Raw genomic sequence first — 21,582 nt, 5'->3', positions numbered from 1 at the left:
AACTATCCTTTCTACTGCCACCCAGCTGGATAGCCAGAAAAACTCTGTGCCTATGCTTATCCTTTGTGGCAATAGGACCTAATCCTAGCAGAAATCGACATTCTTTTTCAGAAAAAAAAGCACGCCACAGGCTATACTAACCTGTGGCGTGCTTTATGAGATTTTGAATATAGAGGGAATAGTAAAACCCTGTGCTATTCACTTATACGGCAACTGCCCCTTTGATGTGTGGATGCGGATTATAATCCAGCAGTGTAAAATCTTCGAAACGGAAACCAAAGATATCCTTTACCTCCGGGTTGATCTGCATTTTTGGCAATGGCCTTGGATCTCTGCTTAACTGCAGGCGGGCCTGCTCCAGGTGATTTTTGTAGAGGTGCGCATCGCCAAGGGTATGAATGAACTCTCCCGGCTGCAATCCGCAAACCTGGGCCACCATCATGGTGAGCAATGCATAGGAAGCTATGTTGAAAGGCACTCCTAAAAACACATCTGCACTGCGCTGGTAAAGCTGGCAGGAAAGCCTACCCTCAGCTACGTAAAACTGGAAAAGCGCATGGCAGGGCGGCAGGGCCATTTGTTCAATATCTGCAACATTCCAGGCACTCACCATCAGCCTACGCGAATCGGGATTACGCCTGATCTGGCTGATGAGGTTGCTGATCTGGTCGATGTGGCGGCCATCGGCAGCAGGCCAGCTACGCCACTGGTAACCGTATACGGGCCCAAGTTCTCCCTGTTCATCGGCCCACTCATCCCAAATGCTTACCTTGTTTTCTTTCAGGTAGTGTATGTTGGTACTGCCCTGTAAAAACCACAGAAGTTCATGTATGATACTGCGCAGGTGCAACTTTTTGGTAGTAACCAGGGGAAAACCTTCTGCCAGGTCAAATCGCATCTGGTAACCAAATACACTGATGGTACCGGTGCCGGTTCGGTCTTCTTTAGCCACCCCTTTATCGAGGATGTGCTGCATGAGGGTGAGATATTGCTGCATGGGTCGGTTCTGCTGAAAAAACTTTGGTAATTTTAGACCCGTAAAATACCCCCGAACAGACACAAAGACAAGTATTCCGGTGGCTATAATATTTTCTCTATTCAATACATGCAAAAGCTGGCTAAACAAACCCTGCTAGTCATTGGGCTGCTAACACTAGTGCTAGGTTATTTTATTACCCAGCTACGCTTCGATTATAACTTTGAAAACTTTTTTCCCACCGGAGACCAGGACCTGGAGTTTTTCCTGGATTACCGTGAGCAGTTTGAGAACGACAATGATTTTCTGCTGATCGGCATTGAAAACAGGGAAGGCATATTCCGGCAGGACTTTCTACGGCAGATAGATTCTGTAACCACAGCACTGGACAGCCTGCCCCTGACCAGGCAGGTGCTTTCTGTCACAAACCTTAAAAATCCCATCATTGGTCCCTTTGGAGTGTTTCAGCCTCCGGCACTACGCATTAACGAGCCGCAGTACTATGCACTGGATAGCGCTGCCTTATGGGCAAACCCTGCAGTCATGGGTACCCTGCTGGCCCCTGCCACACCTGCGGTAGCCATCGTTATCAACCATAAGCAGCAAATCAGTAAAAAACAGGCCGATTCTCTTATGCTGCAGGTAAACCAGATACTGGCACCCCACCACTTTGATGAGGTACATATGGCTGGTAAAGTAAGGGCACAATCTGTATACGTGGAAAAGATGCAGCTTGAGTTTGCTGTTTTTGCTGCAGCCTCTATGGTACTGGTGGTGATTTTTCTTAGTCTGGCCTACCGTTCTCTCTGGGGTGTGGCGGTACCCATACTGGTTGTAGTTTTAACCGTGGTATGGATATTGGGTATCATGGGTGCCACTGGCAAGGATCTGGATGTGATGATGGTGCTCATGCCAACCATCATGTTTGTGGTGGGTATGTCTGATGTGGTGCACATACTTACTAAATACATAGAGGAGCTCCGAAACGGACATAAAAAGAAGGAGGCCATCCGTATTACCATGAAAGAAATAGGCCTTGCTACCTTTCTTACTTCTCTTACCACCTCCATTGGCTTTTTAACCCTCCTGACAACCAACATCAGGCCCATCAGGGATTTTGGACTCTATGTTGCCATCGGGGTGTTTATTGCTTTCATACTTGCATTTACTGTTTTGCCCTCTGTGCTGGTGCTGATGAAAACACCTGCAGTGGTAAGCAGAAGCCAAAACCGGCTGCTTTGGGTAAAAACACTGCGCAATCTGTTCAGGTGGACGCTCCATTACCGGTTTCGTGTATTAACTTTTTACGGAATTATACTGCTGCTGTCCCTGCTGGGCATCAGCAGGCTGGAGAGCAATACTTTTTTACTTGAAGACATCAGGGAAAATGACCCGTTAAAGCAGGATGTCTATTTTTTCGATGAACACTTTGGCGGTAATAAACCTTTTGAGGCAGCCATCATCGTAAAAGACAGTAGCCGGTCTGTGTATGATCCGGCTGTTTTACAGGAAATCAGCAGGCTGGAAGATTACCTGCAACAGGAGTATGGCGTGAAGGGACTGGTATCTCCACTTTTACTGGTAAAAGGGGTAAACAGGGCATTGAATGGTGGTGCAGTATCTTATTTCAGACTGCCAGAGAATAAACGGGATTATGCCAGAATTGAAGGGTATTTACGCAGGCTGGAGCAAAGCCAGGCAGCAGTTCCGCTGGTAGCACAAAACGGCAGGCTTGGCAGAATAAGTGGCCGTATGCCCGATTGGGGGAGTAATTTAAGTGAAGAAAAGAATAAAGCGCTCCAGGTTTTTCTCGCCAGGGAGTTAAACAGCTCCCTGATTGAACTTCGAATCACCGGCACTTCTTTACTGGTTGATAAAAATGCGGAATATATTACACGCAACATGCTGGAGGGCTTGAGCATTGCCTTTGGCATAATAGCACTCATTGTAGGGGTGCTTTACAGATCGTTGCGCATGGTTATCATAGCACTTATTCCCAACCTTATCCCCCTGCTGATGATTGCCGGCATCATGGGCTTTTTAGGCATATATTTAAAAGCATCAACCTCCATCATTTTTACCATTGCCTTTGGTATTGCTGTAGACGATACCATTCATTTTTTAAGCAAACTTAAAATAGAACTCAATAAGGGACGCAGCCTGGTGTATGCAGTAAAACATACCTACCTTTTTACCGGCAAGGCAATCATCATTACGTCAGTAATACTGGCCGGTGGTTTTCTTACTTTGATTCTCTCTTCTTTTGGCAGCACCTTTTACACGGGGCTGCTCGTAAGCCTTACCCTTATCTTTGCCGTTATTGCCGATTTAACGCTCCTGCCAGTGCTGGTGCTGCTGTTTTTGAAAAAGAAGGAGCAATAGTTTAATGTATAGTGAGCTGAAACTTAAAATACTCAACAGAGTTAAATTTAATGGAAAGCAACAAATTATATTATGACTTTTACACTGGTAATCATACTTGTTATTGTACTGGCAATAGTATTTGCAGCAAGTTATAAAAGAAAGAAGAATGTGGGAGACGACAGAGGAACCACCCAGGCATCACAAAAAAGACCGCCTGAAAAAGATCCAACAAAACGTTGATTTTAATAGATTAGTGTTACCTTTTCATTATTTTCGTGCATCAAGCTTACATATTCTTTTTTTGATGCGCTTAATACTTTAATATTGTGCAGGGTTTAACACACTCTTAACTCAATACTCCATCTATGACTCCTTCGGCTATAGTGCTAAATGTTTGTGCTGCAATCTTCTTAACCCTGGCATCAATATTTTTCTCCTATCTGCTCAATCGCTATAGAATAGTTCGTAAACAGCAGCTTAGAGTAAGCCAGGAAGCTAAACAGATCCCGATGTATAAAAATGAACCTTCTACTGTTTTGCAAACCAGCGCAAAGTACAGCTTAGCCGAGGCAAAGTAGTTGAATGTATAACCAGATCTTACTGATTGAAGCATAAAAAAATCCCCGTTAGCAAACGGGGATTTTTCATTTTCAGGTGTTTTTATAACCACTTGTTAATCGGTAGTGGCGGTTAACATCATCAATAAACTTGCTGTCGATGTGCTCTGGCCAGGGAGTGGCCGTTCCCGGCGCATGCTCAAACCTTGCTTCATCTACATTAAGCCTTGCCTCATCTCCAGCAAACTGCAGGGCGCCCGCAGGCAGGGCCATTCGGTCACCGCCAATACCCAGAAAACTGCCACTGCTTAAGGTATACAGCACAATTTCTCCGCTCTGCAAATCTATCACGGCATCCTGCAGGGAGCCGGTTTTATCATGATCAGGCTTTACCACTGATAAGTTTTTCAACTTGTTAAAAAACAGCCATCTATTATCCATAATGATATTTATTAAATTAGCATCTTATTAAGATTAATCGTCTTAAAAGGCCTTTGTTTATATCTATAGATTATTTTTAGGCTATTTAAGCTAACTTTGTACCCGCTGAAGAAAACCACCCATGGCAGAATACAATTTTCAGGAAATAGAAAAAAGCTGGCAACAACGCTGGCAGGATACAAAAATATACCAAACGGAGATCGACCACGACAAGCCTAAATTCTACTCGCTTGATATGTTTCCCTATCCTTCGGGAGCTGGTTTACACGTTGGACACCCACTGGGTTATATTGCATCCGATATTGTTTCGCGCTATAAGCGCATGAAGGGCTACAATGTGCTGCACCCGATGGGCTTTGATGCCTTCGGTCTGCCGGCAGAGCAATATGCCATACAAACAGGCCAGCACCCTGCTGTTACCACCGAACAAAACATTAACCGTTACAAGGAGCAGCTGCGCAACATAGGCTTCTCTTATGACTGGAGCCGAGAGTTTGCTACCTCCGATCCTGATTATTATAAATGGACCCAGTGGATTTTCAAGCAGCTCTTTCTGCACTATTACGATTATGAGCAGGAAAAGGCACGCCCCATAAGTGAGCTTACCAGGAGATTTGAAAAAGATGGCAATGCAGGTATAAATGCCTGCTGCGATGAAGAAACACCACAGTTCTCTGCCAATGCCTGGAAAACCATGGATGAGGCAGAGCGGGAGCAAATCTTGCTGCATTACCGCCTTGCCTATTTGTCAGACACCACCGTAAACTGGTGCCCTGCCCTGGGTACCGTTCTGGCCAACGAAGAGGTAAAAGACGGTGTATCTGAAAGAGGTGGGTTTCCTGTTGTTCGTAAAAAGATGAGGCAGTGGAGCCTGCGGATCACGGCCTACGCCGAACGCCTGCTCAACGACCTGGAATTTATTCAGTGGCCGGAAGCGGTAAAGGAAATGCAGCGCAACTGGATTGGCCGCTCCGAGGGTGCCGAGCTATACTTTGAGACTGATGATGAATTCAGGGAGAAAATAAAGGTTTTCACTACCCGGATCGATACCATCTTTGGTGTTACCTTTCTGGTACTGGCACCCGAGCATGAGCTGGTTGAGATCATCACTACGCCTGAACAGGAAGCCGCAGTTAAGGAATATGTAGAAACAGCAAAGAACCGTTCGGAACGTGACCGCATGAGTGATGTAAAAACCGTATCGGGTGTGTTTACAGGTGCTTATGCAATCAATCCTTTCAATGGTGAGCGTATTCCTATCTGGATTGCCGATTATGTGCTTGCCGGATACGGAACAGGCGCTGTAATGGCCGTTCCTGCACACGACACCCGCGACTGGGCATTTGCGAAACACTACAATCTGCCCCTAAGGCAGGTGGTTTCCGGTGGCGCCATAGAAAAAGAAGCCCATCCGGCTAAGGAAGGCACCATTATCAACAGCGATTTTCTGAACGACCTGCCGGTGGCAGAAGCCATGCGCACTGCTGTGCGCTGGCTGGAGCGAAAAGAAATAGGCAAAGGCCGCACCAACTACCGCATGCGCGATGCCATCTTCAGCCGTCAGCGCTACTGGGGAGAGCCCTTCCCGGTATACTACAAAGATGGGATTCCGCAACTGCTGGAAAATGATGAACTACCCCTGCGCCTGCCAGAGGTAGACGCCTACCTGCCTACCGAAAGTGGTGAGCCTCCGCTTGCAAGAGCACGTAACTGGAAAACCCGCAGCGGTCATCCGCTGGAAACGAATACCATGCCTGGCTGGGCTGGTTCCAGCTGGTACTTTTTCCGCTATATGGACCCCAAGAATCAGCAGGAGTTTGTAAGCAAGGAAGCACAGGAGTACTGGCAGGCGGTAGATCTATACATAGGCGGGGCCGAACATGCCACCGGTCACCTGCTGTATGCACGTTTCTGGACAAAGTTCCTCTACGATATCAACAAGGTATCGGTGATGGAGCCCTTCCGCAAAATGATCAACCAGGGTATGATCCAGGGCCGTTCCAGCTTTGTGTACCGCCTCAACAACAAGCCTAATACATTTGTGTCGTTCAACATCAAAGATAATTACGATGTTACGCCGCTGCATGTGGAAATTAGCCTGGTGGAGAATGATGTACTCGACCTGGAAGCTTTCCGCAAATGGAGGCCGGACCTGGCAAACGCAGAGTTTATACTGGAGGAATCCGGTCCACAAAAAGGGAAGTACATCTGCGGATCGGAGGTTGAGAAAATGTCAAAGAGATGGCATAATGTAGTGAACCCCGACGATGTTGTGAAGGAATACGGAGCTGATACACTCCGCTTGTACGAGATGTTCCTGGGGCCACTCGAGCAGTTCAAGCCCTGGAGCACACAGGGTATTGATGGTGTATACAAGTTCCTGCGCAAACTATGGAGGCTGTTCCATGATGAGGCTGGTAATTTTGCCGTTTCTGATGAGGCAGCAACCAAAGAAGAGCTGAAGGTGCTGCACACTGCCATCAAAAAGGCTACGGAAGATATTGACCGCTACTCTTTTAACACCAGTGTACCGGCCTTTATGATTTGCGTGAATGAGCTATCTGCACTTAAGTGTAATAAACGAGTGGTGCTGGAGAAGCTGGTTTTGATTGTTGCACCGTATGCGCCGCATATAGCCGAAGAGCTCTGGCACCTGCTGGGTAATCAAACATCGGTAGTGGTGGCAAGTTATCCTGATTTCAATGAAGAGTTTCTGCAGGAGGATAGCTTTGAATACCCGATTTCCATCAATGGTAAAATGCGGGCTAAGATGGTATTTGCCGTAGATACCCCGCAACAGGATATTGAACGCGAGGTACTTGCCTCAGAGCAGGTTCAGAAATGGACTGAAGGAAAAGCACCAAAGAAGATCATCATTGTGCCAAAGCGGATTATCAATATTGTGGTTTGACACACACTGCATATCCTAAAACATGAATCATCCCGAATTTTTAAGGAGCTAGCATTCCTAATAGAAGTGGCCTCTGGAGATTTCCAGAGGCCACTTCTATTAGCAGTACAGTCTTTGCGAACGCAGCGAAGCGGAGTGCGGAGGCCGCCCCGCGGCAATCTGGCTTCTATGCGCGTAGATGCCAGATTGCCGCAGCGGCGGACCGTTTCGTCGTGCCTCCCGGGCCTCGGTGGCTCGCAAAAACTAGTGCCTTTAAGCAAAAACAGCCTTGGAAAAGTATCCAAGGCTGTTTTTGCTTATTTTTTCCCAAATCAAAATTCGGGATGATTCATGTTTGTTTCCCACCATGGGGCAAACTTGTCTTATATATATCTGAAACTTATTTCTATTCCCGCTCCAGTTCCCTTCTTAGAGGCGTGATATCGGTGGCGGAGGTGGTTAAACTGTCTTCGGTTTTAGCAGGCATTACAGTTCTCATTGCTACAATTGCCATTGACCTTTCGCGCTTTTTACGCCCCATAGGTTCAATCAGGCCATAGCTGCTTTTCTTAACGCCCGCATACTCTTTAGGGATACTATCTTTTTCGAAGCGGGTAAATAGCTGGTACCGCACTTCATCATCCAGGATAAAGGTAGACTGATAGGCAGGGCAGATCATTCTTTCCTGACAGGATTGCAGAATCAGCACGATTGTAAGTAATGCAAACAGGCCCTTTATTACCTTCATCTTCATATTCTTTCTACTGCTGGGCTACATCACAAAGTTTTAAGAATTTTAAGCAAAATACCGGTTTATCTTCTGCAATTTAATACATGCACACCGTTAAGAAAGTGGTGGGCCTGGCCTATCTATAAGCTGGTAAGAGCGCTCTTTTAACTCCTCTTCCTTATAAATTTTGGCTTTGCTGCAAATGCTAAACTAAGTATTTGTATCCCAGAACTATTATTCTCTATACCTTAAAGTTATACTTCAAGCTTAGACTTTTTGCAGCAATCTTATTTGTTTTACTACATAAGGATAAATTTGTTCTACCCACGCTGCATACATACTTCCTGATGGATGCAGGCCATCTTCTGCCAAAAGGTTATGATCTGATCCTGCCCCTTTGCTGATATCTGTAATGTTGTACCAGGCTACATCCAGGCGCTGACAAATATGCTGGGAGAGCTTATTGTATTCTTCTATTTCCTTTGCAATAAGTGGTGGATTTTTTTCTGCGGCAAACGGAGTAACACCATAATCAGGAATGGAAAGTACGAATACACCTTCGGTACGTTTCCTGGCATAGAAAATTGCCTTTTGCACCAGGCTTGTAAATTCTTCTCTGAAAAGGTCCAGGTCGTATCCCCTGTATTGGTTGTTCACCCCTATCAGCAGGCTTACTAAGTGATAAGATGAAGCAGGATTTTCTTTTTCAATAGCTGCCAGCAGCTCACCGCTTGTCCAGCCTGTGGTGGCAATAATTTTAGGATATTCTACATCCGTACCCTGTGAGCGCAGCTTTTCAACAAGCTGAACAGGCCAGCGCTGTTTCTCTGGAACAGCTTCGCCAATGGTATAGGAATCGCCAAACGCTAAATATTGCAGCATAGGGAGTAGTTACAATAGAAAAATTAATCAGGGATAATGATATTTAAAACCAACTCCGAAAGCAGCATAATTTAAATGTTCGGCTATCGATGTTGAAATTTAAATCTCAAAAAAGTAAATATTCAAGCTTTTATACAAGTAATTCACAATATATTAACTGTAGATTCTGTGAGTATATTGTTCTGCCTGCTAGGAAATAGTTGAGAAAGCCGAAAACAAAAAAGCGGGCTCCTTAGAGTACCCGCTTTAAGATCATGAAAATCACCCCTGCCAGAAACATGAGGATGCTTATTTTATTGATGCCATGCATCATGCGAATGTTAAAATTATTTGGACGGTTTGGGTCTTTCTTACGAAAGAAGTATCCCATCACCTCGCCCAACGCGAAATAATCGCGCCAGCTTTGTTCGTTTTGTTTCTTCATAAAGCTATGCGTAATCTATGATTGCGGGCTCCAGCCAGCGTCCGTCTTCGCGGATCAGCCCTATTAACTCATCAACAGCTTTCTCAGAGGGAACGTTCCGCTTCACTACCTCCTGTCCGCGGTAGAGCGTTATCTTTCCTTTTCCGCTCCCAACGTAGCCATAATCGGCATCTGCCATCTCTCCGGGGCCATTTACAATACAACCCATGATGCCGATTTTCACCCCTTTCAGGTGGTCAGTCCGTTTACGAATCATGGCTGTGGTTTCCTGCAGATCAAATAGCGTACGGCCGCAGCTGGGGCAGCTGATATACTCTGTTTTGGTCATGCGGGTACGGGCTGCCTGCAAAATGCCAAAGCTTAAGCTGTTGAGGGTTTTAATTTCCTGCTGCTTTTCGCCAGGCGCATATTCTGTTCCCTTTACAAGGCTTAATATAATGCCATCGCCAAGGCCATCAATCAGCAAACCACCAACATCGGTAGCCGCATAAAGCTGCAGTTCATCAGAACTAAGCCCTCTGTAAGTACGGTGTACGATCACTGGTGCATCTACCCCTGCCTCTATAAGTTTAAAGAAGAAACGACGCAGGGCAGCCATAGCGTGCTCATTGTCTGTTTCAAGTAAAATTACAGCTGTTTTATCTTCCCTCAGGCGGGCCAGCAGTTTTTCTGTTGTTTCGGCTGCATTCAGCCGCACAAAGTTAAGCTCCGGATGCCCTACATGCTCCCCTTGCAGAAATTGAGTGGCACTAAAGAGCGGATAGCAGGTTTTTTGATCACTTTGCTTCTGCCATACTTCAAAATTCAGGATCTCCCTCAGGCCATTGGGCAGCATAAATGGAATGGCCTGGTTACCACTGTATACATAGTCTGCACCAAGGTCGTTCATCTTCCACTTATCAAGCTCCGGCAGGTAAAAATGGCCTATCGATTTCAGGTCCTTCATCTCAATACTGCCTAGCGCGCTAAGATCTGCTATTACACGGGGCACCTGGCCGCCGCCAATATTCCCGGCCTGCCGTGTTTCGCGTCGGTGGTAGCTAAACGGATCAATTGGAATTTGCTGAACCGGCTCAATAGCCCGGTGCCCACTCCGATTATTATAGCGATTGATCAGGGCAGCCGCCACGGGTGCTTCGGCTTCAGGCTCTTCGGTAAGCGAGACCCTTACCGTATCTCCCAGGCCATCCTCCAGCAGGGTTCCGATGCCAACGGCAGATTTTATACGACCATCTTCTCCTTCGCCAGCTTCTGTTACACCCAGGTGCAGCGGGTAAGGCTGCAGTCCCTCCTCTTCCAGCTTCTGAACCAGCAAACGGTAGGCCTGTACCATTACTTGTGTATTGCTGGCTTTCATGGAAAGTACAATATCATAATAGTTGAATTCCTCGCAAATGCGCAGAAATTCCAGTGCCGACTCCACCATGCCCAGCGGCGTATCGCCATAGCGGCTCATGATCCTGTCGGAAAGGCTGCCGTGGTTGGTGCCGATACGCATGGCAGTGCCATGCTCCTTGCAGATCTTAATCAGCGGAATAAACTTTTCGCGGATACGCTCCAGTTCAAGCCCATATTCTGCATCGGTATATTCTACTATATCGAACTTCTTTTTATCAACGTAATTGCCCGGGTTGATACGCACCTTTTCTACCAGGCGTGCAGCAAGCTCTGCAGCATTCGGGGTAAAGTGTATATCGGCAATAAGCGGAACAGTGTAGCCCCGCCTGCGCAGTTCTTTCCTGATCTCCCCCAGGTTCTGGGCTTCCTTAAGACTTGGCGCTGTGATACGTACATATTCACAACCGGCCTCTACCATACGAATGGTTTGCTCTACGCTCCCCCTGGTATCCATGGTATCGATGGTGGTCATGGACTGCACCCTGATTGGGTTAAGACCGCCCATGGGCAAATCGCCAATGTATACCTCACGACTAAGCCGGCGGCTGTAAGCGGTAAGGCTGTTGCAGTATTGTTTCAGTTGCTGAAATTGATTTTCTGCTGTATTCATATTGCTGGCAGCAGCTTTATAAGGTTAACTTCTTTAGAACAAAAGAGGGTTGCAGGGGGTTCGGCTGTTAGCCAATATCTCCCAGCTGTGGCCTGATGAGTATTTCTTCTACTACACTGCGGCCGCTAAGCAGCCAGGTTGCCCATAGCAGGTCTGCTATGTCTTCCGGCTTCATGAAACGTTCTTCCGGCATATCTACACCCTCCCAGCTGGCCGTTAGCGTAGCACCAGGCAGCACAGCGGTAACTCGTATGCCCTGCTCCTTTAGCTCCTCGCGTAAAACTTTGGAAAAGCCCAGCAGCGCATATTTACTGATACAGTAAGAACCTCCATTAGTATAGGCTGTGATACTTGCAGTAGAACACATATTAAATATATGCCCCTGTTTCCTGCTTAGCATCAGGGGCAATAGCCTGCGGGTAAGGTGGTATGCACTGTATACATTGGTTTCCATGGTACGTTCCAGCACCCCTTCTTCCTCTGTCTGCACCTGCCCCGGCACAAATATACCGGTATTATTGATCAGGATATCAACAGGCAGCGCAAGTGCTTTAACTGCATCTGCAAAGGCTACCGTATCTTCTTTTTTACTAAGGTCTGCTGCATGCACGTATATGCTGTTTTCAGCATGTTCAGCCGTTAATTCCGCTTTAAGGTGCTGCAGATCTTCAGAGCTGCGGCTGCAGGTAATAACTGAATAACCTTCCCGGTAGAAGCGTTCTGTCAGGGCGCGGCCAATGCCTTTGGTACCGCCGGTAATCACTACCAAACCTTTATCTCTTGTATGGCTCATTTTTTCGAAATATACGGGCTTTTCAAGTATTTTTAGTGGATAATTGTATTTTCGTACCCAAACTACCCATAGGCTGCATGAAATCGCTCGGGCGTTATGTTATATTTTTAGGTTCTATGTTCAACAACATGGAATCGTTCCGCACCTATATACGTCTGTTCATCGATGAATCTATCAGCGTAGGAGTTAACTCGGTTTTTATTGTTGCTATTGTCTCTACCTTTATCGGGGCGGTAACGGCGGTGCAAACAGCTTATAATATAGTAAGCCCGCTTATCGAAGACTATATCATTGGTAATATTGTTCGGGACATGACCATTCTGGAACTGGCTCCTACCATTACTGCCATTGTTTTTGCAGGTAAGGTTGGTTCTAAAATAGCCAGCCAGCTGGGCACCATGCGCATTACCGACCAGATTGATGCGCTTGAAGTAATGGGTGTAAACTCGGTAAGCTACCTGGTACTGCCAAAGATATTTGCCAGTATGATCATGTACCCACTGCTGGTGATCCTGGCTGCGTTTCTTTCGCTGTATGGCGGTTTTATGGCAGCTACCCTAAGCGGACTTTCTTCGGCACAGGACTATATCTATGGTATTCGCTTTGGTTTCAATGAGTTTACGGTTACTTTCATGCTCATTAAATCGGTGGTATTTGCCTTTCTGGTTGCTTCTATCTCTGCCTATAAAGGTTTTTATACCGAAGGTGGTGCACTGGAGGTAGGCGAAAGCAGCACCCGTGCCGTTACCAGCTCCTGTATTGCCATTCTACTGGCCGATTACCTGCTGGCAGAGCTGCTCCTCAACTAATACTACTTGCTTTCGTTTAGCGTTTTATACGCATTGATTATGATTGAATTCAGGAATATTAAAAAGAGCTTTGATGGCAAAGAAATTTTACTGGGTGTAAGCGGTGAGTTTAAAACTGGTAAAACCAATCTGATCATTGGCTCCAGCGGTACTGGTAAAAGTGTACTGCTTAAAATAATTGTGGGCCTGATAGAGCCCGACCAGGGCGACATACTTTATCATGGCCGTAACTTCAGCAAGGGCGATAAAGATCTCAGAACAGAAATACGACAGGACATTGGCATGCTTTTTCAGGGAGGGGCACTTTTTGATTCCATGACGGTGGAGCAGAATGTGATGTTTCCCTTAAACCTGAAGAGTGGGTTGAGCCCTAAGGAAAAGATTGACCGGGTAAACTGGTGCCTGGAACGTGTGGGCCTTGAAAATGCCAATAAAAAAATGCCATCTGAAATAAGCGGTGGTATGAAAAAAAGGGTGGGCATTGCCCGGGCTATTGTTGATGATGTAAAATACCTTTTTGTGGATGAACCCAACAGTGGTCTTGATCCCCAAACCTCTATTGTGATTGATGACCTTATTGCAGAAATTACCAAGGAGCTAAACATTACCACCGTGGTAGTAACCCACGACATGAACTCTGTGATGGGTATTGGCGACCACATTATTTACCTCTACAAAGGCAGAAAGCTGTGGGAAGGCAGCAAAGACCAGATCCTAAGCACCGATGTTCCCGAGCTCAATGAGTTTGTGTTTGCCAACAAGCTGGCAAAATCCTATAAAAAGAGTGAAGATAGTGCAGCTTAGCTACACAATTTAAAGCATATCACCATTTCAAAGCATAAAGCCACTGGCCGTAATCGGTCTGTGGCTTTATGCTTTTTGACCCAGCACAGCTTAAAACATGGCCCTAAGCATCATGCGGCCGGTATGCACAACTACAGTATTTTCAGAGCTGCGGCCATCATACACTATGTTGAGCATAAGGCCTCTCATCACACGCTGCTGCAGCTGCAGATTCCAGGTCCAGTTATTACCAGGCCGAAGCGCCTCCAGCAGTGCATAGCTCACCGGGGTATTGGTACTTCCTGCATAATCGATCTGCACCAGGCGCACTTGCCCGCGGATGGAGGTGGTAAGCTGGCGGCTCACCAGAAAACCCAGGGCCAGCTCCTGAACCTTTGCCTGCTCCTGTTCTTCCTGCCACAGCCTGTTCTCTTTCTGAATCAGCCTTCCGCTAAGGTCAAGCTCCAGCTGCTGCAGGGGCCGCCAGGTTAGCTTTGGTGCCAGGCCCCAGAAGTGTACATCATATTGCTGGGTCTTAAGAAAGTCAGATAAATCTTCCTGCTCGCCCACATTTGTCTGCAGTTCAATGTTCCAGGTGCGGGTAAAGCTACGGCGGGCTGTAAGGTGGTATTGTACGTGGTCGCCAATTTCATAACCGTTGCTCAGCAACTGCTTTCGGGTGTTCTGATGAAAACCACCTTCAATTCCCCATACCGGATTGCTGCGGTTATAGAAAACATTTACCTGCCACTGTTGCCTGCGGTGTAATAAACCGGCTTCGGAGAGACCTGCGGAGGCTGGTAAAAAGCGTTCCCAGTTAGATCCTTCAGTTAACTTCTGGTTCAGGCGCAGGCTTAAGGTAGCAGAAAACGGATGCAGCAACCTAAGCATCCCTTTTTTTTCACGCCAGGCCACAGGCCCGTTAAGGGAGAGCCTGTACTGTAATTCGGAACTATAGGCCTGGGTTAGTTCATTGCTGGGTATCAACAGGCGAATGTAAATCTTTTCGTCGGGCAGCACGGCTTCAAAAAACTCTTCCAGCTGGGGTTCCCCATCGCCGTTATTATCGCGCCACACATGTGTGCCCTGTCCTGCAGGCACTTTCACATATACATAATCCCGTTTAATTTCCCTGCCACTGCCTGCACTATAAATAAGTTGCTGCCTGAAGGCACCATCCCACAACAGGCTGTTCCACTGCAGCTGGCCGGTGAGGATACGTTCTTCAACGTTATCCGCCAGGCTGTCTAACAGTGCTTTGCTTTGCCTGTAGCTCATCTGAAAGCCTAATTGCTGTGGCAAATCAGGGCTGGTGTACCACTGCGCCCTGAACAGCTGCGCATCGTTTGCTTCCTCCATTTCACCCATCACAGGGGCTTTATCCTGCCGTATGCTGTACTCCAGCAAGTAGCGGCTGTTAAAAGATGCAGGATTACGCACATAAAAACGATGCTCCCGGAAGTACTGGGCAGAGGTATGTACTGAATCTGTCTGGGGTTGCTGGTAAACATTCTGCTCATGGCTGTAGGCGTAGCCTGGCACAAAATGCCTGAAGTTAAGATTCTGATCCAGCACCAGCCGCTGCCACTTAACGAGCAGTTCCTCCTGCTGATTTTCCATCAGAAACAGATCTGCAGTACCTGACCAGATTCCAAGGGTTTTAGCGCCCTCTATCTCCTGCTGCCATCCCTGCACCAGGCCCGGCATTTTTCTGTGGCGGTAGCGATAATGAAGTTTATTGCCGGCATCTTTTTCCATGCCACCCCACAGGCTGATGAGGTGATCATCTTTTCCATAAGGCAGCGGCTGCACCCCCCAGCCCTGCTGGGGCAACAGGCCCCAGTAACGATCGTATTCTACCGTTCTGAAGCGATCAATCGGTGTAAAGCTCTGGTTGGCCAGCTCATACTCCACCCCTGCTTTCCAACGCCAGGCCGGATCAAAGAAAACCGGCAGGCCGTCCAGTGCATAGCCACCTTTTACTGCCATCCCCTTATCATCCTGCTCCTCCATTTCGCTGAACAGGTTCTGATCAAACTCAGAGATAGCCAATTCGGTATAAATTTTTCCAAACTTTCCAATACGGTAGCTCCCTCCGCCTGTAACAAGCTGGCGTTTTTTTGGAGCCTGCAGCAGCCTTACCGGCTCAAACTGGCCCTGGGGTATGCCTCCTACAGGAGATACCCAGCGATATACCCTCCCCAAAGGGGTAATTTCCTGTAGTTCATAATTGCCACTGCCCTGCCCTACCTGCGTAAAGCCCAGCCGGTAATGGGCAGTAGCCGGATCGGTGCTGTATACATAAACTTGCCTGGTCTGCCCATCTGCATCTACAGTGTCTATCTGCTGGTAGAGCAGCAAATCTTCTGCATAGCCAACACTATCCGAGGCTTCAGCCCAGAGATTTTCAAAAGTATCGCCAGCCTCACTTAGCCGCAGCATGTCCTGCTCATTAAGATCAAAAAAGAGGGGCTGAAAGCGGTTATCCTTTTCCTGGTAAAAGCCACTGAAGAACTCAAACCTACCCTTTGCATGGGTATGGCTGGCACTCATTATGCCACGCCTGTATTGCTGGTCGGCATACTCGTACTCTACCCTGATGCGGGAGTAGCGGGTGATGATAGTGCCGGGCGTAAAGGAAATTTCGCCCAGGTTGTAATCAATGATATAATCGTACTGGTAGCCACGCTGCAGCAGCCTTCCATCCAGGAACACCCGCTCCGAATTGGCCAGCACCATGGCATAGCCCTGGCCGTTGGCACCCTGCAGCCGGTATGGTCCCAGCATGCCTTCCACAGGCTCCAGCTCTATTGCATTAAACTGCCCGCGTGCAGCTGCGGCAGATACACTGGTTTCTCCGGAGCCTTTGCTAAGCCAGGAAGAACGGGTACGGAAAGACAGCCCCTGTACATTGCGCTGGTAACGTAAAAAGCTGCCATTGGCATTGCGCATCTGCAAATCGCCTGCTATGAGAGAACTGCTGTCGGTATAAAGTTCTACAAATACCTTATCGAATTCCTGCAGGTTTTGGGTATTGCCATCAGGCTGAAACGGTATATTCTGATCTGAAATGGAAGCACGTAAACCAATTTTTTCCGTGAGCTTCCCCTCTAGCTGCAGGTTGAGTGCAGACTGCACAAACACATCCTGGGTATTGCCAAACGAAATGCCACGGCTAATGCTGCCGCTTTTCTGTATATCATCAGAGCTGAAGAGCTCTTCCTGCTGCCATACCTCCCCTTTATCCCGTGGACGCAGTTTAAAAGGTGCCAGCGAATCATACTCGGCCAGTGTTCTGTGCTGTACAGGCTGGTGCAGGCTGTATGGCAGTGTGGTATAACAGATCAGTACCGAGTCGGGAAAATCTGCAGCGGTAAATTGTATTGTTCCATCAGAGGGATTATACTGCCACTCCAGATCTGAGCCTTTCAGGCTGATGCTTTTGGGGAGCACACTTAGGCTATCTAGGGGAACAGGCTCTGCAGAAGGCTTAAGCCAGCGGCACACAGCTGCCTGTTCTGTTGTTTGCGCATGCACCAACAGAGGAAGCGCCAACAAGCAACACAAAAGCCTGACTATAAGCATTTAGTTAACCAAAGGCAGTTCTATGAAGAAGGTAGTCCCTGCTTCGAGGCGGTTATCTGAGCCATCCACAGCAGGCTGGCCGGTATTACTCTCAAACCAGATTCGGCCACCGGCATGCTCTATTCCTCTTTTAGCAATGGCCAGGCCTAATCCGGAACCGCTGTTTTTTGTACTAAAGTTAGGAACAAATACTTTATTACGTATAGTTTCTGCAATGCCTGTACCATTGTCCTTTATTTTGATCAAAACTTTTTGCCCGTTTTCCGGAAAAAGGCCAATATGCAGATGCGGCTGCCGCTCGGAAGGCACTGCCTGTATACCATTCAGGATCAGGTTATTGAAAGTACGCTGCATAAGCTGTTCATCACCCTGCACCAGCCAGGCACCCTCCGGAATATCCACATCCAGCTGGTAGTGCTGATCGCTGGTATAGAGGCGCACCACCCTGCTTAGCACTGCAGCCACATCGAAGTGCTCCTGCCTTGGTGCCGGCATTTTGGCAAAAGCCGAAAAGCTGGTGGCAATGTCGCTTAAGGTATCGATCTGGTCCAGTATTGACTGAAACGAACGGTTTACTTTTTCCTTTTCACCATCCTCGAGGGTAGGCTGCAGGCGGCGGTTCAGGTGTTGCAGACTAAGCCGCATGGGCGTAAGCGGATTTTTGATCTCATGAGCCACCTGCTTGGCCATTTCGCGCCAGGCGCTTTCTTTTTCAGAACGCGAGAGCGCCTCCTTGCTTGCCTGCAGGTTAAGCAGCATATGGTTGTACTCCCGCACCAGCAGGCCAATCTCATCTTCTGTAGGCCAGCTTAAGGGTTCGTTTTTACCGGTGAGGCTAATAAGCCGCAGGCGGTCTGCTATATACCTAAGGGGTGCTGTAAGCTCTTTCGAGAAAAAATACAACAGGAGCAGGAACACCAGGAAAAGGGTAGCAAAAATAGAAACTATGTTAGAGAAAATAGCCGACAGCTGCCGCTGCAGCATATAACCAGAATCGAAGAAGGGCACACTTACAATACCCAGCAGTTGTCCGTTGCTGTTGCTCCTGACTGCTACATAAGCAGAGCGGTACTGGAGCCTACCCACCGTTTCCGTTAAAATGGTTTGCCGGTGGCGCTGTTCAACAATTTCGGCCTGTGCATGTGGATTGATAAAGGGGGCCAGGTAATTCTTCTGATAAATGGCCGGCTGGCTGGTTGCCTGTAATACTCCGCGGGTATCAAAAAGATGAATGTCTGTTTCGGTATAACGGGCAATTCTATCCAGGTTGTTGCTAAGCATTTCCCTGTCAATGTAGCCCTGCTGAAAATCATGAAGCAATTCTGATATACCCCTGCTGATACTTTCTGCTGTATCAAAAAACTGCTGTTCGGTTTCCTGGCGATAGCTCTGGCTGATGAGGCTTAAGGTAGAAGCCGTGATGATGAGCAGAGGCAGGAAGATAGCAAAGTTCAGGTAAAGCTGAATTTTAGTAGTGAAATTCAAGTACCTGACAGACAATCGCTTAAACAGCAGATAACCCACTACATATACAGTAATGAGAAACAGCATAAACAGCAGCAGAAAAGAGAAGTTTGAATAAATAACACTAAGAGGCTGGGCCGGGCTGGAAACTACCACTACTTTGCTGCCTTCTCCCCTAAGTGCGTAATGATGGTAATCTTCTGTGAACACTCCCTCACGGTAAAGCTGCTCATGCGCTAACAGATCTTGTGGAAACAAATGAAGGTAATCGAACTCACCGGCATCGAAACGTAATTCTCCATCTACAAAAACGGCATAATTGCTCCGTTCAAAGATAGGTTCTGTAAGCTGCTGGCTTGAAAACAGTTCAGGATAAACCGTTCGCGGCTGGTAACGTTTTAGCCTTGACTCAAGCAGCACATAGCCAATTTCTGTCTGCTGGTAGTAAACTGGTACAAACTTTTTATAGCTGAAGTCTCCTACCCCTTCACCGGAAAAGCGATATAAACCCTCCAGGTCTGTAGGTTCTCCCTGCGCCATGGCCTGTTGCTGGAGAGAGAAATAAGAAGCGGTATACTGGTTACTAAGGGGGTATCCACCAAGGCCAAAGAGCCTGATGCTTGTATCATATTTATCGAAGTACCGGCTAAGGTATTGTCTCCTGATTTTTTGTTCAATCCCCTCCTTACTGAAAAGGGGGCTAAGAAAACGGTTTACAATGTAAGGGTCATTCTGTATGTTGATTGCCGCTTCGTGAAGCAGGTATTCCCCTACCAGGTCACGCTCGGTGAGTACCTGGGAGGCCAGGCGTTCCTTTTCTGCCAGCAGGCTGGTTTTTCGCTGGTTTTGCAAGGCCAGGGCGGCTGATAGGGCACAAACTATTGCTGCCCCAAAAAGGTAAATAAATAAGGAATAGTTAAGTTTTGGAGCGGGCGTTCTGCGGGTAAGCTGCCTGTACAGCAGATAGTATAATATCAGGGCTGGTAGTAGTAACAGACTGATAGCAGAAATCCAGACGAGCAGCATGCTCCATAAAACCAGCAGTGAAACGATCAGCACCAGGTCTTTTCGCTCAAGCGTTCTGCTTCTTAACCAGTTTAAGAATGGGTGTGTCAGCAGGAAAAACACAATGGATACAATAGCCACCACGCTCCATGCAAGCACTTTCAGCACCGTCACTTCTATGTTCTGCGTTATATCCAGCGAAAACTGGGCATGGTAAAACAGCAGCCCCATCAGGTAATAGTGCAGCAATAACACAGACAGTACCCACACAAATGCCCCAATCTTCAGCAGACGGGGACCCGCCACTGCCTCAAGCCTGGAGATAAGAAAATTACGCCTGGGCCACAGCATCAAAAACAAACCCAGTAAAAAGAGCACATTCAGCAGGTAATCGCCCAGGGAGGGGTTAATGCTGGAGGAAGCATAGTACTGCGGATTGAAAACCGTAAGCGGATATATACGATGCGGCAGGTCCAGTGCAAGCATCAGCATTCTGGTTCCCATAAAGGCCGCAGCAAACACAAGAAATCTTTGAGCGCTTAAGCCAATGCTAAAATAGGCCCTCAACCAGAACACCAGGGCTACCCCCAGAAAACCTATCAGCACAAGCCATGCAGCTACTTCCAGTAAACCTTCGTATCCACGGGGGTAGCCTGCAGCCAGCGAAAGCCAGAAGAGTGGTTCGTTACCGGAGCTAAGATACACCGGCTTGTGCCCCTTTTGTCTGGTGGCACTAAGGCTGAAAGCAGCAGAAGAGAATACAGCTGGATTATAGCGCTGGCCGCCATTGGCTTCAAACAGGCTGCTTTGCAGCGGCAGCAGCATAAATATATGGAAGGGCTGCTTATCAAATATTACTTCCTGCTGAAATGCCAGGAACTGCCCATCGGGCATGTTCAGAAATTGTACAGCTTGCCTGGATTTAAGAAGAGAATAAGAGGGTAAGAGGTGGTAATCTGACCAAAACCAGGGCTGCTCGTTGGTATAAATATAATAGGGATAGGTATACTTCTTGGGTAAATAAGTAAAAGGCTGTTCTGCATGATCCTGCAGAACACTTACCACCTCCTGAAGCCGCTGTTCTATTTTCCTGCTTTCTTCCTGCAGCGTATTGCTAACCTTCTCATGCGGCTCCGGAGCCAGGGCAACGGCGCCCCACCATAGCAGCAGGCCTCCCAGAAGAATGAGAAAAGGAACAAGCTGCCTTGAAAGGTGCAAGGGTCTGGGCATAGGTTTATTTTGGATTCGGCCGGCCTTCTGCATAAGACCTGTTATAGCTTACACCGCCAAAGGCATACAGATATAGTACCCTGGAAAACCTGAAACTTAGCGGAACCAGCAATACGGTTATCAGTGGTACACTCAGTAGATACACCAGGAGCGGAGGATCATTGAATCCAAAATATAACACAAAAGCAGTGCCAAGCATAATGGCAACGGTGAACATATAGCTAATGTACATGGCACCAAAAAAGAAACCAGGCTCACGCTCAAACATCAAACCGCAGTGAGGGCAAAGTTTGTTTGTTTTGCTGAAGCCCGGATGATAGGCATTGTGTATAAAGATATCGCCCCTGTGACAGCGAGGGCACTTAGCTTTAAGAATAGCTTCTGCGGTGGATATTTCGGGCATTTTTCCGGGCATTGTAATACCAGAGAAGGCCTACAGCCAAAACCAGTAAATAAGGGCTTACAAACAGGTAGATAATGCCTGTGTTTAGATTATCACTGGTTAACAGAAATGAACCATCGCTTACGTTACTTTCCAGCGTAGACCTACACATGGCGCACTGTGCGACGGCTGTTTCTGCCAGCAACAGCAACAAACCCATCAGGAGTACCCCTTTTTGTATAAGCTTTATCATTATTTG

At 47.4% G+C, this 21,582-nt stretch carries 16 protein-coding genes; 5 read left to right on the top strand and 11 right to left on the bottom strand.

Features of this window, described 5'->3' with window-relative positions; genetic code table 11:
• Nucleotides 1–202 precede the first annotated feature (202 nt).
• The gene (locus tag KWJ01_RS03505) at nt 203–997 is read right to left on the bottom strand and encodes a thymidylate synthase (RefSeq protein ID WP_224995024.1); all 795 of its coding nucleotides are present in this window, start codon (nt 995–997) and stop codon (nt 203–205) included.
• 108 nt (nt 998–1,105) lie between these two features.
• Here KWJ01_RS03505 and KWJ01_RS03500 point away from each other — a divergent pair, with 108 nt between their 5' ends.
• Nucleotides 1,106–3,358, top strand: coding sequence for an RND family transporter (locus KWJ01_RS03500; protein ID WP_224995022.1), 2,253 nt, complete (start codon nt 1,106–1,108; stop codon nt 3,356–3,358).
• Between the two features lie 72 nt (nt 3,359–3,430).
• Nucleotides 3,431–3,580, top strand: coding sequence for a FeoB-associated Cys-rich membrane protein (locus KWJ01_RS03495; RefSeq protein ID WP_224995020.1), 150 nt, complete (start codon nt 3,431–3,433; stop codon nt 3,578–3,580).
• A gap of 410 nt (nt 3,581–3,990) precedes the next feature.
• Here KWJ01_RS03495 and KWJ01_RS03490 read toward each other — a convergent pair whose 3' ends face one another.
• On the bottom strand, nt 3,991–4,338 hold the full coding sequence (locus tag KWJ01_RS03490; protein ID WP_224995019.1) for a PRC-barrel domain-containing protein: 348 nt from the start codon (nt 4,336–4,338) through the stop codon (nt 3,991–3,993).
• A 121-nt stretch (nt 4,339–4,459) separates the two neighbouring features.
• Between KWJ01_RS03490 and leuS the strand changes: the two genes are divergently transcribed.
• Nucleotides 4,460–7,249 carry a leucine--tRNA ligase gene (gene leuS / locus KWJ01_RS03485; protein ID WP_224995018.1) on the top strand — a complete coding sequence of 930 codons (2,790 nt, stop codon included), beginning with the start codon at nt 4,460–4,462 and terminating at the stop codon, nt 7,247–7,249.
• Nucleotides 7,250–7,634: 385 nt separating this feature from the next.
• On the opposite strand, the gene KWJ01_RS03480 is transcribed toward leuS, so the two are convergent.
• From KWJ01_RS03480 to KWJ01_RS03460, 5 genes are all read right to left on the bottom strand, one after another.
• Entirely contained in the window at nt 7,635–7,976 is a 342-nt protein-coding gene (locus KWJ01_RS03480; protein WP_224995017.1) for a hypothetical protein, read from the bottom strand.
• Nucleotides 7,977–8,225: 249 nt separating this feature from the next.
• Complete coding sequence (locus tag KWJ01_RS03475; RefSeq protein ID WP_224995016.1) at nt 8,226–8,840, bottom strand: SGNH/GDSL hydrolase family protein; 615 nt, start codon at nt 8,838–8,840, stop codon at nt 8,226–8,228.
• Nucleotides 8,841–9,072: 232 nt separating this feature from the next.
• Complete coding sequence (locus tag KWJ01_RS03470) at nt 9,073–9,264, bottom strand: DUF6728 family protein (RefSeq protein WP_224995015.1); 192 nt, start codon at nt 9,262–9,264, stop codon at nt 9,073–9,075.
• Nucleotides 9,265–9,268: 4 nt separating this feature from the next.
• On the bottom strand, nt 9,269–11,272 hold the full coding sequence (gene ispG / locus KWJ01_RS03465) for a (E)-4-hydroxy-3-methylbut-2-enyl-diphosphate synthase (RefSeq protein WP_224995014.1): 2,004 nt from the start codon (nt 11,270–11,272) through the stop codon (nt 9,269–9,271).
• Nucleotides 11,273–11,339: 67 nt separating this feature from the next.
• Complete coding sequence (locus KWJ01_RS03460) at nt 11,340–12,065, bottom strand: SDR family oxidoreductase (protein WP_224995012.1); 726 nt, start codon at nt 12,063–12,065, stop codon at nt 11,340–11,342.
• Between the two features lie 77 nt (nt 12,066–12,142).
• On the opposite strand from KWJ01_RS03460, the gene KWJ01_RS03455 reads away from it, so the two are divergent.
• Nucleotides 12,143–12,874, top strand: coding sequence for an ABC transporter permease (locus KWJ01_RS03455; protein ID WP_224995011.1), 732 nt, complete (start codon nt 12,143–12,145; stop codon nt 12,872–12,874).
• A 39-nt stretch (nt 12,875–12,913) separates the two neighbouring features.
• On the top strand, nt 12,914–13,678 hold the full coding sequence (locus KWJ01_RS03450; RefSeq protein ID WP_224995010.1) for an ABC transporter ATP-binding protein: 765 nt from the start codon (nt 12,914–12,916) through the stop codon (nt 13,676–13,678).
• A 90-nt stretch (nt 13,679–13,768) separates the two neighbouring features.
• Here KWJ01_RS03450 and KWJ01_RS03445 read toward each other — a convergent pair whose 3' ends face one another.
• Genes KWJ01_RS03445 through KWJ01_RS03430 form a run of 4 tightly spaced genes read right to left on the bottom strand, consistent with a single transcriptional unit; the run spans nt 13,769 to nt 21,576 of the window.
• Nucleotides 13,769–17,215: a hypothetical protein gene (locus tag KWJ01_RS03445; protein WP_224995009.1), complete on the bottom strand. Its 3,447-nt coding sequence runs from the start codon at nt 17,213–17,215 to the stop codon at nt 13,769–13,771.
• 27 nt (nt 17,216–17,242) lie between these two features.
• Nucleotides 17,243–20,941 (bottom strand): ATP-binding protein, encoded by a 3,699-nt coding sequence (locus KWJ01_RS03440; protein WP_224995007.1) that lies wholly within the window; start codon nt 20,939–20,941, stop codon nt 17,243–17,245.
• A 4-nt stretch (nt 20,942–20,945) separates the two neighbouring features.
• Entirely contained in the window at nt 20,946–21,344 is a 399-nt protein-coding gene (locus tag KWJ01_RS03435; RefSeq protein ID WP_224995006.1) for a DUF983 domain-containing protein, read from the bottom strand.
• Nucleotides 21,310–21,576, bottom strand: a complete 267-nt coding sequence (locus KWJ01_RS03430) for a hypothetical protein (RefSeq protein ID WP_224995005.1) — start codon at nt 21,574–21,576, stop codon at nt 21,310–21,312. The genes KWJ01_RS03435 and KWJ01_RS03430 overlap by 35 nt, the downstream gene beginning before the upstream one ends.
• Between the last annotated feature and the right edge of the window lie 6 nt (nt 21,577–21,582).

Source organism: Cesiribacter sp. SM1 (assembly GCF_020178975.1).
Lineage (GTDB): Bacteria > Bacteroidota > Bacteroidia > Cytophagales > Cyclobacteriaceae > Cesiribacter.
Note: the sequence above shows the minus strand (reverse complement) of the source record. Positions and strands in the feature narration are given on the sequence as shown.